This is a genomic window from Patescibacteria group bacterium (assembly GCA_022563395.1).
Classification (GTDB): Bacteria; Patescibacteriota; Minisyncoccia; order Minisyncoccales; family UBA10102; genus 01-FULL-49-22b.
The window spans coordinates 237183-250650 of sequence record JADFNM010000001.1; the positions used below are offsets into that span (position 1 = coordinate 237183).

14 protein-coding genes are annotated in these 13468 nt (G+C 44.6%); 8 read left to right on the forward strand and 6 right to left on the reverse strand.

The features are described from left to right. Window positions 1–11: 11 nt before the first annotated feature. The 7 genes from IH982_01430 to IH982_01460 are packed head-to-tail and all read left to right on the forward strand — an operon-like array spanning window position 12 to window position 7019. Window positions 12–1268, forward strand: a complete 1257-nt coding sequence (locus tag IH982_01430; GenBank protein ID MCH7828514.1) for a UDP-N-acetylmuramoyl-L-alanine--D-glutamate ligase — start codon at window positions 12–14, stop codon at window positions 1266–1268. Then, entirely contained in the window at window positions 1261–2421 is a 1161-nt protein-coding gene (gene ftsW / locus IH982_01435) for a putative lipid II flippase FtsW (GenBank protein ID MCH7828515.1), read from the forward strand. The genes IH982_01430 and ftsW overlap by 8 nt, the downstream gene beginning before the upstream one ends. Window position 2422: 1 nt before the next feature. Continuing rightward, window positions 2423–3580: a UDP-N-acetylglucosamine--N-acetylmuramyl-(pentapeptide) pyrophosphoryl-undecaprenol N-acetylglucosamine transferase gene (locus tag IH982_01440; protein ID MCH7828516.1), complete on the forward strand. Its 1158-nt coding sequence runs from the start codon at window positions 2423–2425 to the stop codon at window positions 3578–3580. Window positions 3581–3592: 12 nt separating this feature from the next. Next, a complete protein-coding gene (locus IH982_01445) occupies window positions 3593–5179 on the forward strand; it encodes a glutamate--tRNA ligase (protein ID MCH7828517.1) in 1587 nt (528 codons plus the stop codon). 4 nt (window positions 5180–5183) lie between these two features. After that, window positions 5184–6014 carry a hypothetical protein gene (locus tag IH982_01450; GenBank protein ID MCH7828518.1) on the forward strand — a complete coding sequence of 277 codons (831 nt, stop codon included), beginning with the start codon at window positions 5184–5186 and terminating at the stop codon, window positions 6012–6014. Next, window positions 6005–6445 carry a hypothetical protein gene (locus IH982_01455; protein ID MCH7828519.1) on the forward strand — a complete coding sequence of 147 codons (441 nt, stop codon included), beginning with the start codon at window positions 6005–6007 and terminating at the stop codon, window positions 6443–6445. The genes IH982_01450 and IH982_01455 overlap by 10 nt, the downstream gene beginning before the upstream one ends. Continuing rightward, complete coding sequence (locus tag IH982_01460) at window positions 6432–7019, forward strand: DNA-3-methyladenine glycosylase I (GenBank protein MCH7828520.1); 588 nt, start codon at window positions 6432–6434, stop codon at window positions 7017–7019. The genes IH982_01455 and IH982_01460 overlap by 14 nt, the downstream gene beginning before the upstream one ends. 332 nt (window positions 7020–7351) lie before the next feature. Here IH982_01460 and IH982_01465 read toward each other — a convergent pair whose 3' ends face one another. Then, window positions 7352–7525 (reverse strand): hypothetical protein, encoded by a 174-nt coding sequence (locus tag IH982_01465; protein MCH7828521.1) that lies wholly within the window; start codon window positions 7523–7525, stop codon window positions 7352–7354. A gap of 109 nt (window positions 7526–7634) precedes the next feature. On the opposite strand from IH982_01465, the gene IH982_01470 reads away from it, so the two are divergent. Next, window positions 7635–8585 (forward strand): tyrosine-type recombinase/integrase, encoded by a 951-nt coding sequence (locus IH982_01470; protein ID MCH7828522.1) that lies wholly within the window; start codon window positions 7635–7637, stop codon window positions 8583–8585. A gap of 395 nt (window positions 8586–8980) precedes the next feature. Here IH982_01470 and IH982_01475 read toward each other — a convergent pair whose 3' ends face one another. The 5 genes from IH982_01475 to IH982_01495 form a co-directional block, all read right to left on the reverse strand. Continuing rightward, a complete protein-coding gene (locus IH982_01475; protein MCH7828523.1) occupies window positions 8981–9325 on the reverse strand; it encodes a hypothetical protein in 345 nt (114 codons plus the stop codon). Between the two features lie 69 nt (window positions 9326–9394). Next, window positions 9395–10516 (reverse strand): PQQ-dependent sugar dehydrogenase, encoded by a 1122-nt coding sequence (locus tag IH982_01480; protein ID MCH7828524.1) that lies wholly within the window; start codon window positions 10514–10516, stop codon window positions 9395–9397. Window positions 10517–10756: 240 nt separating this feature from the next. Then, window positions 10757–11944, reverse strand: coding sequence for a hypothetical protein (locus IH982_01485; protein MCH7828525.1), 1188 nt, complete (start codon window positions 11942–11944; stop codon window positions 10757–10759). Between the two features lie 84 nt (window positions 11945–12028). Beyond that, the gene (locus tag IH982_01490; protein MCH7828526.1) at window positions 12029–12283 is read right to left on the reverse strand and encodes a hypothetical protein; all 255 of its coding nucleotides are present in this window, start codon (window positions 12281–12283) and stop codon (window positions 12029–12031) included. 28 nt (window positions 12284–12311) lie between these two features. Further along, window positions 12312–13463 (reverse strand): replication-associated recombination protein A, encoded by a 1152-nt coding sequence (locus IH982_01495; protein ID MCH7828527.1) that lies wholly within the window; start codon window positions 13461–13463, stop codon window positions 12312–12314. Window positions 13464–13468 lie beyond the last annotated feature (5 nt).

A 13468-nucleotide genomic window follows, 5' to 3' on the forward strand; every position in this document is an offset into this window, starting at 1 on the left:
ATTTAGTTGCTATGTATATCAGTGAATTGAAAAGCAAGAAGCTTCTGATCCTTGGCTTTGCAAGAGAGGGGAGAGACACCTATAAGTTTTTGAGAAAGCATTTTCCCAATAAAGTATTTGGCATTGCAGATCAAAAGGAATCCCTGCCTAATCTTCCAAAGAAACGAGTAAGGCTTCATCTGGGCCGAAATTACCTAAAAGCAATGAGGCAGTATGACGTTGTAATAAAAAGTCCTGGCATTCCTTTAAGAATAGTGAAACCCTTGCTCAAAAAAGAACAGCATCTTACCTCAGAGACAGATATCTTTTTTTCAGAGTGCCAAGGCGCCATTGTGGGAATAACGGGCAGCAAAGGAAAGAGCACCACGGCTTCCCTTATCTGTTCCATGCTCAAAAAAGGAGGAAAGAAGGCAAAGCTGGTAGGAAACATTGGCACGCCCGCTCTCCAGTTTCTTTCAAAGCAAACTCCAGAAGATATCTTTGTTTATGAACTTTCGAGCTTTCAGTTAGAACATTTAAACAAAAGTCCTCACATTGCAGTATTCTTGAACCTGTACGAAGAACACTTAAACCACCACGGCAGCTTTGCTGCCTACAAGAAAGCAAAAGCAAACATCACCCTTTTTCAGACCTCAACAGATTTTCTTATCTACAACGCAAAAGACAATGAGGTTTCAAAGATTGCAAAGAAAAGCAGAGCACAAAAGATTCCCTTCGCTCCAGAAACAGTTTCAAAGAACCCGTCTTTTATCGCCCCAATAGAACCCGCCTTGCTTGTGGGCAAACTCTTTGGCATTACACCCTCAGCAATGAAAGAAGCGATAAAGAGCTTCAAGCCTTTACCTCATAGATTAGAAAGGATTGGGATGTTCAAGGGCATTGTCTTTGTAAACGATTCCCTCGCCACCATACCTGAAGCCACAATTTTAGCATTGGATGCTTTGAGCAATACTGTTACAACGTTAATCGCAGGAGGCTTTGACAGGGGAGTGAGTGTTACAAAATTGGCAAGAAGAATTGAACAAAGTAAGATAAAAACCCTTATTCTTTTTCCCACAACCGGAGAAACAATCTTCAAATCCTTAAAGAAGAAACCAAAGAACATATTTTTTGTCAAAAGCATGAAAGAGGCAGTACAACTCGCTTACCTGCACACAAAAACTGGGAAGATCTGCCTTCTTTCGCCCGCTGCCTCCAGCTTTAACCTGTTTTATGACTACCAAGACAGGGGAAACCAGTTTAAGGGGTTTGTGAAACGGTATGGATAGGAGAAGGAGAAAGAAATGGGGGGTTGACCCCGTACTTCTCGGCACTATTGTGCTGCTTGTGTTTTTGGGCATCCTTATTTTGGCCTCAGTGTCTGCTTCTTTCTCTTTGCAGACCTTTGGCACCACCTACTACTTTTTGAACCATCAAATCCTCTTGGGCCTTCTTCCCGGGCTTCTTGTTGGGGCCATGGCGTTCTTTTTTGTTTCTCCTGAAATGATAAAGAAGTGGAGCTTTGCTCTGCTCTTGGCCAACATTCTCTTGTTGATTCTGGTGTTCTTGCCTGGTATCGGGAGTCCAGAGGGAGCCCACCGCTGGATCTATATAGGATCCCAGTCCTTTCAGCCCTCAGAACTCCTAAAACTCACCTTCATTCTCTACCTTGCTTCTTTGCTGGCAGCCAAGGTTACAAAACACAGTGAAACCAGCAAGAAAAAGGAAGGAATGATACATCACCTCTTAAAAGGAAAGGAGGCATTGTTTCCTTTTGTCGTGGTCACAGGAATCATCAGCTTTCTCTTAATCCAGCAACCAGACGCCTCCACATTAGGGGTCATTGGCCTGACTGGCATTATCATGTACTTTGTTGCGGGAACCCCTTTGTGGCATACACCCCTCATAATCTTTTCGGGACTGGGACTTTTCTATTTCTTGATTAAGATTGCACCCTACCGATTCTCGCGCATTCAAGTGTTTTTCGACCCTTTACTTGACCCCTTGGGCCAAGGATATCAGATAAAGCAGGCGTTAATCGGCATTGGCTCTGGGGGGTTAACAGGCATTGGTCTGGGTCTAAGTTTTCAAAAGTTCGGGTTTTTACCAGAGCCCATCTCTGACTCCATTTTTGCTGTGGTGGCAGAGGAACTGGGATTTATTGGAGCTGTCTTTCTCGTGATGCTCTTTTTGTTCTTTGCCTGGCGCAGCTTTGCTTTAGCAAGAAAAATTGAGGACCCATTTGCAAAAATTGCAACGGTGGGTATTGCTTCCTGGATTACCCTGCAGGCATTCATCAACATGGGGTCCATTACAGGACTCTTGCCCTTGACCGGTATTCCCTTGCCCTTCATATCCTATGGTGGCTCTGCCTTGGTGGTAGAACTCATTGCAATGGGCATTCTACTGAAATTAACCTCAAAATCATATACAATGAGATAACATGAAGATTCTGTTTACAGGAGGAGGAACAGGAGGACATATCCTACCTATCATAGCCCTTACGCGAGAGATACGAGCGCAGGCAGACCTGCCCGCCGAAGCCTCGGCGAAGGAGGGGGATACACCTTTGGAGTTTTTTTACATGGGTCCAAAAGATGAATTTTCTGAAATGCTCTCGTCTCAAGAAGGAATAAAAACCTACCATATCTTTTCTGGCAAGATACGGCGCTATGAGTTTTTAAAGTCCTTGCCAAAGAATCTCCTTGATGTTTTTGTCAAAGTACCTCTTGGCATCATACAGGCATTCTTTCGTATCTTTTTTTTGGGCCCAGACATTATCTTTTCAAAGGGTGGATACGGGTCTGTTCCTTCTACCATTGCAGGATGGATTCTTCGCGTACCCATTATACTGCATGAATCCGACATTGTTCCTGGCATGGCAAACAAAATCGTAGCAAGGTTTGCTTCTGAAATCTTTGTGTCTTTCCCAAACACCAAAGAGTTTCCCAAAAACAAGGTTGTGGAGGTGGGTAACCCTATTCGAAAAGATATACTTACGGGTTCTAAAGAAGAAGCAAAGCGGCTCTTTAACTTACAGGGAACAAAACCCGTACTCTTGCTGCTGGGGGGCTCTCAGGGAGCTCAGCGGGTCAACGATATGCTTTTGGTTATATTAGATGAAGCACTAAAAGATTATGAAATCATCCATCAGACAGGGGAAAAGAACTTTTCTCAGGTAAAGGCAGAGGCAGAAGTAATTGTGGCAAAAGAGAGAAGGGGATTATACCATCCTTTTGCCTTTCTTAAAGAAACAGAGCTGCGCCATATGTATGCTGCAACAGACCTCATCATAAGCAGGGCAGGATCGGGGTCGGTGTTTGAGATTGCTGCCCTGGGTAAACCCTCCATTTTAATTCCCCTGCCAGAATCTGCCCAAAACCACCAAATAGAGAATGCCTATGCCTACCAAAAAACAGGCGCGTGCATTGTGCTGGAAGAAAACAACCTTACCCCACACTTCTTTTTAGAACGGGTACACTCCCTCTTTGCCAATAAAGCAGAACTCCAGAAGATGTCAGAGGCAGCAAAGAACTTTGCCAAACCAGAAGCGGGCAGAGTCATAGCAAAATACATAATTGAGTCTCTGTCAATCTCGTGATAGGCTGAATCAATGAGAGTAAGAACGAGATTTGCGCCATCGCCCACAGGGCCCCTGCACATGGGAAACGCCAGGACTGCCCTGTTCTCTTACCTCTTTGCCAAAAAAGAAAGAGGGGATTTTGTGGTGCGGGTAGAAGATACGGCCAAGGAGCGCTCAAAACCAGAGTGGGAGAAAGACGTGTTAGAAAACCTGGAATGGCTGGGGCTGAGTTGGGACGAAGGGCCAACCAAAGCAGGGGATAAAGGAAGCTTTGGCCCCTACCGGCAGTCTGAAAGAACCAAGATATACAAGGAATACCTTGAAAAACTCCTTAAAGAAAAGAAAGCATACTGGTGTTTTTGCACACAAGAAGAACTGGAAGCTCAGCGCCAGGATCAAACCAGCAGGGGAGAAACCCCAAGGTATTCTGGGAGATGCAGAACTCTCTCTTTAAAAGAACAAGAGCAGAACAAAAAAACCGGAAAACCTGCTGCTATTCGTTTTGTAGTGGAACCCAAAAAAATTACCTTCAAAGACCTTATTCGGGGTGAGGTTTCTTTTGATATGACTTTGTCTGGTGACATTGTGATTGCAAAGAACCTAAAAACCCCGTTGTATAATTTTACTGTGGTGGTGGACGACGAGTTAATGCGCATCACCCATGTTATCCGGGGAGAAGACCATATTTCCAACACACCAAAGCAGCAGCTTATAAGAAAAGCTCTGGGGTTTAAACAAGAAATCAAGTACGCCCACCTTCCGCTCATTCTTGGAGAAGACAAGACCAAGCTTTCAAAGCGCCACGGAGACAACTCCGTCACCAGGTTCAGGAAAGAAGGATACCTGCCAGAAGCAATCGTGAACTTTCTTGCCCTGCTTGGTTGGAACCCAGGGGATGAGCGGGAAATCTTTTCTTTGCAAGGGTTGGTCAAGGAGTTTTCTTTAGACCGGGTACAAAAGGGGAATGCCGTGTTTAACCTGCAACGCTTAGACTGGATTAACGGCTTTTACCTAAGGCAAAAAGACAAGAAAACCTTGGTAAAACTGGCAATTCCTTACTTAAAAGAGGCAGGGCTGCTGGAGGTAAATGGAAATGGAGAGCAAAAGAAGTTTTCCTTGCGAATGCAAAAATCCCACCCCTATGCCGTAAAAGAAACAGGGGAGGGGATTGGCCCTGAGTTTTTGGGTGAAGTGGTTAATCTATACCAAGAGCGCCTAAAAAAGCTTTCTGAGATAGCGGAGCTGGCTGACTTTTTCTTTAAAAAAGAGTTGAACTACGAAAAAGAACTCTTGCGCTGGAAAAACATGGAAGAACAAGAAATTGCAGAATCGCTGGAAAAATCCCACGAGCTTCTCTTAGGCCTCAAAGAAGGGGACTGGAATAAAGAAAAGATAGAACAGATATTGCTTAAGGAAGCCGAAGCGGGAGGCAAGGGAAAACTTTTATGGCCTCTGCGTGTTGCTCTTACGGGTAAGAAAGCTTCGGCCGGACCTTTTGAGGTGGCTTCGGTTCTTGGCAAAGAAAAGACGCTGCAGAGAATCAAGCAGGCAATGGCAAAACTCCAACAAACACAGAAACCATCCATGACCAACAATACTAACAATTTTAACTTCTAACGGGGTGAAAATCACCAAGGCGTCAGGCAAACAAGAAACCTACAGCAGACAAAAGCTCTGCAACTCTCTCTTAGCAGCTGGTGCTCCAAAGGCGCTGGTGAATCGGGTATGCCGCACGGTGGAAAAGGAGATTAGCCCCGGCATGACGACAAAAGAGATATATGAGAAGACCAAAAGGCACCTTGCAAAGGAAAACCCGGCTCTTGCAGCAAAATATTCTCTAAAACAAGGCATAATGGAGTTGGGACCTGCGGGCTTTCTGTTTGAGAGATATGTTGCAGCCATTCTCCAGGAATACGGCTATACGACAAAGACCAACCAGATAATGAAGGGGGAGTGCGTATCACACGAGATAGACATCTTGGCTTTCACCAAAGATAACCACTACATAGTTGAGACAAAATACCACAACACCAGGGGGATCAAGTCAGACGTGCGGGTTGCTATGTACCTGTATGCCAGGCTTCTGGATATTAAGGGACATCAAAAGAAAAAGGAGAAAAAGAAACCGGCAAAACACACCGCCTGGCTTATCACCAATACTAAGTTCACGAGCAGTGCCATTACGTACGGAACATGCAAAAACATGAAGCTTACGGGATGGAAATATCCAAAGAAAGAAAGTTTAGAAAAACTCATTGAGGGCAAGGCCCTGTATCCTGTGACCGTACTTCCTTCGGTCAACCACTATCTCAAAAGGCGGTTTGCGCAACATAATCTGTATTTTGCAAAAGATCTTATTCATTTCACGCCCCAGCAATTCCAGAAGCTATTTGGAATGTACCAGAAAATAAGTCAGAATATACAAAAGGAAGCTATGGCATTATGCGAATAACATTACTTTCAATTCTTATCCTGGTAATGACTATCGGTGCGGTTCCTGTCGCAGCACAGCAAGAAACAGCTCCCATTCAGGCTCCAGAAACCGTAGAGGAAGCACAGGAGTTTGGGCTTCAAATACTCCAGGGGATTCCTGGGGCAGTACAGGAGGTATGGAAAACACAGGTAATACCTTTGTGGACCAATATGTGGAGTATTGCAAAGAACATATGGGATACAACGGTGTTTTCTTGGGTAAAAGGATTATGGGACCAAGTTCTATCCTTTTTTGGACAAGAGATTGAAAAGAGAAAACCTTTCATTGAAGAGGAGTTTGAAAGAGAGAAAGAAGAATTGAAGCAAGAGCTAGAACAAAAGATCCCGGAACCAGGAAAAACTCTGTGGAACCGCATTAAAGGATTCTTTCCTGCCAATGAAACAGAATAGGTGCTCTTGGCCATTGAGTAGTCAAGAAATGATAGAGTACCATGACAGGGAGTGGGGGAGACCCCTTTTTGATGACACAAAACTCTATGAGTTTTTTCTTTTAGATACATTCCAAGCTGGTTTAAGTTGGGCAATTATTTTATCAAAGAGAAATAACTTCAAAAAAGCATTTTCTAATTTCAACGTTGCAAAAATTGCAGCATACGGCAGGGAAGAGCAAAACCGGTTGCTGCGTAACTCCGGGATTATACGAAACAAAAGAAAGATACAAGCTGCTATAACCAACGCGAAAATAGTACTTGACATACAAAAGGAATATGGCTCTTTTGCCAAATACCTCTGGAGTTTCACTAAAGGTAAGCCCATCCAGCATAGCTATAAAAGGCTGGGGGATATTCCCACGGCCTCAAAGGAGGCAGAAGCTATGAGCAAGGATATGAGAGCTAGGGGCTTTTTGTTTGTGGGTCCCACTACCTTATATGCTTTTATGCAGGGCATTGGCATGGTAAATGACCACCTGGTGTCCTGCTTTGCGCATAAAGAGGCTAAAAAGGCCATTTCTAGGCGTTTTTAGACCTTCTAAAGACCCTTGACACCTCATTGGGGGAGAGATATGGTTATAGCATGGTATTAGTCGCACAATGTAGATTAAGCGACGTTTAAGCCTATACTTCACCCGAGGTTACACTTTTAGCCCTTTTACAGCCGAAAAAGAAAAGAGGTGTATTTCAACCTCTTCGTGACGTTGTCAGCAGTGTTGCTAACGACTCTTGCTTTCTTCCAGTCGAGCGAGCAGGTCGCCGACACTCGTTGATTCCCAGAGTCCAACCAGTGCCCCGGTAACAAGGTTCCCAATCCATCGCAACAGGTACATGACTACCCCCAATCTGCCGAGTTTCCCAACTGTCAATCACGGGGCTTTGCCAGTATAACAGCAATAACTCCAAATAGGGATGGGTCAATGATCGCGAGCCACACTACAGGAATCTCGCTGTCAGGACGAGTTCCCTGCACAACTGCTAGGACAAAACTGACCACAAATATTGCCGTGAGGCCGCGGAACACCCACCGATGAACCATTATATCTTTTGCTCCTTGCTAGGGGTTACTGACTTAAACTTAAACTATCACCATTCCCCTGTCAAACAATAATATTTTATGAAATGTCGCAAAATGTTATACTAAGTATATGGTGAAATCAAAAAAGCCCATCATAGAACATATAAAAGACTTTCTTGATTACTGCGAGGTAGAACGCGGATTATCTTCACGCACACAAGAAAACTACAAACACTATTTAAAAAAGTTTACTACCTGGCTCTCCTTTAAGAATCGACCAGGCCTTCTTCCTCATGAGTTTTCTGCAGAGGATGTATGGGATTACCGGCTTTACCTATCAAGATACCAAAATAAGGGCAAAGAACTGTCCAAATTGACCCAGAACTACTATTTAATAGCCTTAAGAGCCCTTTTGAGCTTCTTTATTGCAAAGGATATCACTTCCCTACCGCCAGACAAAATCACCTTGCCAAAAGACGCAGCGAAAGAAAAATCAATAAAGTTTTTAAATCTTGATCAGATAAAAAAACTACTGGATGCTCCAGATGCCACCAATCCTGCGGGATTGCGGGACAAAGCCATTATTGAAGCCCTGTTTTCCACTGGATTGCGAATAGCCGAACTCGTTGCTTTAAACAAAGAGCAGTTTGATTCTATCTTAAACAAAGAAGACTTTGAGCTTAGTATTACTGGCAAAGGTTCATACACAAGAACCGTGTACTTTTCAGAGCGAGCTTTAGAATGGTTGAAAAAATATTTAAAGACCAGAAACGACAACGAAAAGGCTTTGTTTATTAATTACCGTGGGCGTAGGAAAGAAGAGAACCGCCTTACTCCCCGTTCCATTGAACGCATGATAAAAAAGTACTCAGTGAAAGCCGGTATTCCCCTCTTCACCACACCGCATACTTTGCGGCACAGTATGGCTACCGACTTATTGGAGCAAGGAGTTGATCTTCGTACGATTCAAGAGTTTTTGGGCCACAAGAATATTGTAACTACTCAAATCTACACTCACGTTACCAATAAACGCCTCCGGGACATTCATCGTCAATTTCATAGTGGAAAAAATCTAAAATAAAAAGAGTGGGGTACAAACGAGAAGCAGTGCTTCTCTCCCTCGCTCTTTTGCGGATCCGGGACTAATCGCCAGGCGGGTCGTGCCTTGTGCGAACCCATTCGCAGTCATTCTTGAACGCTTCAAGGTGCCTGAGCAACCTCCTGTCGTATACGCCGATCGGGTCGCCTGTTCGGTCGTACGCCGGAGAGCACCGAGACCCAATGACCTGGGTTTGACCTTGAAAAGTCCATGTCCCAGCCATAAGATCAAGAGTAACATCCTTTGGCACCCCGCTGATCAACGTTGAGTAGCAGGTATTGACCGGCCACACAAGCGAAACCAGATCCCTCTTCTTGTGCGCTGGCTTCACCGCCGTTGCAGAACTGCCCATCTCTCAGACCTCCTTTTGTATATCCTTATATCTGCGGAATCGGAAGCAGCCTCTTTCGAGCATATGCCTGGCGTGCTTTCAACGTCTGCAGCTTCCCGTCCTGAATTACTTTTGCACAACCAGGAGAACAGGTAAGCCCATAACCCCGCCGCAAGTGCTTTTGAGGCACATACAGTGCATTGCTGCAATCCGGGTTCCCGCACCACTCCCATTCTCCCCTGAAAAGGGTTTTGGTGTATCTTGCCTGGCCTTGATAAAGCGAGGCAAGATGTTCGAGTATCGCGTCCGTATGGGGTTCGGCCGCCACCACAATCCGATGATCATCCTTTCTGTAGAATGTAAACCTTCCAATTGTATACGCTTTGGCCATGCTCACTACCTCCCATGCTAGAAGCAAGCATATCACATTTTCCCAATTTGTCCAGCCCTGTAACCAATTTTAAAACTCAAACAAGCTCGGGTCCAAACGAATAATCTTGTCATCACCCTCTTTGGGGCGCCCTCTGCCGTCTTGATTGCTGGTTGTAATGTAGAGCATACCATCTGGAGCGAGGCGTACCGCTCTAATCCTCCCAAACTCTTTAAAGAAGTGCGCTTTCAGCTCTTTTGAGTTCTTTGTAACCTGATATAAAGCTTCCCCCCGAAGTCCGCCAAAGAAGAAGTTTCCCTTTATATATTCAACATCACCCGGGGCCCAGGTAAAGTCGGCTCCAGAATGCACAAAGGGAGCCTCCATGCCTTCTTTTGTCTCACCTCCCTGAATAACGGGCCAGCCGTAGTTCTTGCCTTTTTCAATGAGATTTAACTCGTCAAAACCAGATTGGCCGGGTTGAAGTCCGGATCTTCCATGCTCTGTGCTCCACAGCCTCCCCTTGTTATCCCACGTTAATCCTTGGGGATTGCGATGTCCGTACGAATAGACCTCGTTCAAAAATGGGTTGTCATCTGGAATGGAGCCATCATCGTTCAACCGCAGAATCTTTCCTGAAAGAGAATGTATGTCTTGGGCAGAGTCCGGATTTCCTGCATCCCCCGTGGTGATATACAACATGCCATCTGGTCCAAACTCTATTCTCCCCCCGTCATGGAACCTGGCTCCTGGAATCCCAGAAAGAAGCAAGGTGCGTTCTGACAGCTTGTTCTCCTCAAAACGATATCGCTCTACCCTGTTTTCCAAGCCCTGTTCAGTTTGCGTCGTGAGGTAAAGATAGAGCCAACGACTTGTTTCAAAGTCAGGGTGTAGGGCCATGCCAAGCAATCCCCCTTCTCCAACGTGCGCCACCCCTTCAATTTCATAGACCGCGTCCTCTCCAAGCAAAAGAAGTTCTCCTGAACGCTGAGTAACCAGAATATCTTTATTCGGGAGAAAGGCAACCTCCCAAGGAATAGTAAGTCCTTGAGCTATCATGGCAATCGCCTCTTCTGGAACTCTCTCTATGCCTGTTTGCGCTTTTGAGGGTGCTTGAGGAGAAAACAAAAAAGGCAAGAGTTGTCCTCGTACGCCATATAACACCAGGGCTATGCCAAGAACCACTCCTAATGCAAGAATAGTCTTCTTCATACAATCTCTTTACTTAACTAAGTTAAGTTTCTAGGGATTCGGGTGATCCTCGCTATGAGTTTGCTTGCCGTAGTGTTGCCCATCGGCACAATCACAAGGTTCAAGCATCTTCTCATGCTTTGGACAATCTTCTGCCTGGCACGTACCGGGCGTATCACTTACACCCTTGCATGTTCCTGTACAAATATAGTGAGTCATAGACAAAGTATATCAAAAAACCGCCTATCTGGCGATCCTCATTTAATCTTCCCAAATCATTTGGAGCAAACCGCATATTGCCCAGGCCTGAATAGGATTGGCATGAATAACGTTACCCGGTACCCCATGCTGCCATGCCCCAACAGAGAGACGAATAATTTTACCATCTTTGACTCCAAATAATTCTGGTATGCGTCCTAATTCTTGATGCACTAAAAGTAAGGCCTGTTTTATCTGATCAGCTTCCCTCAAAAATCCTAACTGCTTTAACCCGTAATAGATTATCCAATTGTCATGAGGCCAGACAGAACCTAAGTGATAACTTTGAGGGTCAAAGTCTGGATCATGTTTTGAAACCGTCTGAATGCCGTACGGAGTAAAAAGATCTGACTGAAACAGACGTTTCACAATCCGAGGCAAGACTTGTGCAGGAAGAATCCCCGTGAAAAGCAGATGGCCGGGATTTGAAGAAACGCTCCTTCTCTGCTTCTTGTCTCCATCTAAAGCAAGTGCATAGTACTGCTCCTCTTCCCACCAAAAGGACTGATGAAAACGCTCTTGCAGCGCCTTTGCCCTTTCTTCCCACTCAGGATTCACTTCTTTTCCTAATACTTTTGCCATTCTTGTGGCAGCAAGGTATGCAGCGTACACATAGCCCTGCACTTCAACAATCGCTACTGGGGAGGAAATTTTAAGGTGATTCTCATAGCTGTCGCGCCAAGCTTGATGAAAAAGACCTTTGGGAATTTTTCTCTCGTATTCCACAAAGTAATCTTTATCAATATCACCATACGTTGACATCCAGTCGGCTGCTGCAACAACATTCTTCCAAATTTGTGAAAGAAAACTCATGTCACCAGTTTTCTGTAAGTATTTATCAGCGACAATAACAAACAAAGGGGTGGCATCCACAGTTCCAAAATATGGGAAATCCCAGTCGGATAAAATAGCTTGCTGTTCTGGTTCAAGAGGATATTCATGCAGAATCTTCCCCGGTTCTTCTTCAGCTTTTCTATGGATGGTTTTGCCTTGATATTTTGCTAAGACCTTGAGAGAAGATTTTGCTATCTCAGGATTTATTTCAAGCATCTGCCATGCCGATATCAACGCATCCCGGCCAAAAAGTATATAATAGTTCGGGTATCCAGCATTCAAGTAACCATCTGGTGTCTTTAGTTTTTCAAGGTCCTGCAATAATTTGTTCCTCAGGGTTTCTTTAAAATCTGCCATATTTTTTATCGCTTGTAAAAATATCTGCCCACCCAAACTTAACTTTGTTAAGTTTTACCTTAACTTCTTTTCTCTCAAAATGCGCTACTCCCCTTCTTCCAACAAGAGTACAAGGCTCCCCTCTTTTGCTTTCTGGTCTACCTTAATGCCCACCGAGTCCCCCTTTTCTCCCTTCTCTATCGGTTGATACTCTTTTTGCATGGAAGTAACCTCCTGCTCAAACGTTTGGTCTCCCCGTTCAATCCGGATTCGGTCGCCCAGCTTAAGTTCGCCTTGAAGCTCAACAATGACCACTCCTGCTTTGCTATAGTAGTGAATGACTTTGCCTATTGGTTTCATAGAAAATGTTGAGAAACAACCTCGACCTTTAACGTTTTCTTAGATACTTCTTTCCTTTTAGCTTTTCTGGCAGTAAATCTTCTTTTGTATATTTCTCGTATTCCTTTCCGTATTCCAGCTCTTTCATAAGCTTAGTTGAAGCGTTCCTAATTTTCAAGGGAACGGGTAGGTTTCCGTATTCTTTCACATCATTAACAGCGCTAAAGTATGCCTCATATGAACTCCTGTCTTTCTTGCACTCACATAGGTATGCTACACCATGCGCCAGGTTTATGGCACATTCTGGCAGGCCAATAATCTCTACTGCACGAAATGCCGCATTTGCAACAACAAGAGCCGTGGGTTGGGCTAATCCAATGTCTTCTGAGGCAAAGATAACCATTCTTCTTGCTATAAACTTGGGGTCTTCTCCTGCATCAATCATTCTCGCCAAGTAGTATAAGGCAGCATCTGCCTGAGATGCTCTCATGCTTTTAATAAAGGCAGAAATGGTGTTGTAGTGCTCCTCACCCTTCTTGTCGTACCTTAAAAACCTTGCCTGGAGCGTGTCTTTGAGTGTTTCTACGGTAATTTTGCCATACAGTTCTTTGGTACTCTCAAGCATCATAATGGCCTGCCTGGCGTCTCCATTTGCCATTGCAACAAGCCAATCACTTGCCTTCTTATCTAACTTTAACCCTGTCTGCTTTATTATCTTTGCCATTTCCTCCTGGGAAAGTTCGTTTAACACAAAAACCCTGCACCTTGAAAGCAGAGGCGCAATAACCTCAAAGCTTGGGTTCTCTGTTGTAGCTCCAATTAAAGTAAGTTCTCCCGTTTCTACATAAGGCAAAAGAAAGTCTTGCTGGGCCTTGTTGAACCTGTGGATCTCGTCTAAGAACAAAACTTTGGGCTGCTCCTTTGCTTGCCCTGAGCTTGTCGAAGGGTCTGCCAATATGGCCTTAATGTCAGCTTTACCGGCTGAAACCGCAGAAAGCCCATAGAGTTTTGCATGTAAGCTCTTGGCATATATCCTTGCCAATGTTGTCTTTCCAGAACCCGGAGGCCCCCACAGAATAAATGAGAACAGGTGTTTTTGGGCAATCGCAACATTCAAGGGTTTCCCCTTTCCCACAAGATGCTCTTGGCCGACAAACTCCTTTAAGCTCTTTGGCCTTATTTTTGAAGCTAGAGGTTCCATATGAC

Excerpts from the sequence above, each read along its gene's own strand:
- ftsW (MCH7828515.1), top strand. The coding sequence starts at position 1,261 with ATGGATAGGAGAAGGAGAAAGAAATGGGGGGTTGACCCCGTACTTCTC.
- IH982_01440 (MCH7828516.1), top strand. The coding sequence starts at position 2,423 with ATGAAGATTCTGTTTACAGGAGGAGGAACAGGAGGACATATCCTACCT.
- IH982_01455 (MCH7828519.1), top strand. The coding sequence starts at position 6,005 with ATGCGAATAACATTACTTTCAATTCTTATCCTGGTAATGACTATCGGT.
- IH982_01495 (MCH7828527.1), bottom strand. The coding sequence starts at position 13,463 with ATGGAACCTCTAGCTTCAAAAATAAGGCCAAAGAGCTTAAAGGAGTTT.
- IH982_01475 (MCH7828523.1), bottom strand. The coding sequence starts at position 9,325 with ATGGCCAAAGCGTATACAATTGGAAGGTTTACATTCTACAGAAAGGAT.
- IH982_01470 (MCH7828522.1), top strand. The coding sequence starts at position 7,635 with ATGGTGAAATCAAAAAAGCCCATCATAGAACATATAAAAGACTTTCTT.
- IH982_01480 (MCH7828524.1), bottom strand. The coding sequence starts at position 10,516 with ATGAAGAAGACTATTCTTGCATTAGGAGTGGTTCTTGGCATAGCCCTG.
- IH982_01460 (MCH7828520.1), top strand. The coding sequence starts at position 6,432 with ATGAAACAGAATAGGTGCTCTTGGCCATTGAGTAGTCAAGAAATGATA.
- IH982_01465 (MCH7828521.1), bottom strand. The coding sequence starts at position 7,525 with ATGGTTCATCGGTGGGTGTTCCGCGGCCTCACGGCAATATTTGTGGTC.
- IH982_01485 (MCH7828525.1), bottom strand. The coding sequence starts at position 11,944 with ATGGCAGATTTTAAAGAAACCCTGAGGAACAAATTATTGCAGGACCTT.
- IH982_01445 (MCH7828517.1), top strand. The coding sequence starts at position 3,593 with ATGAGAGTAAGAACGAGATTTGCGCCATCGCCCACAGGGCCCCTGCAC.
- IH982_01490 (MCH7828526.1), bottom strand. The coding sequence starts at position 12,283 with ATGAAACCAATAGGCAAAGTCATTCACTACTATAGCAAAGCAGGAGTG.
- IH982_01430 (MCH7828514.1), top strand. The coding sequence starts at position 12 with ATGTATATCAGTGAATTGAAAAGCAAGAAGCTTCTGATCCTTGGCTTT.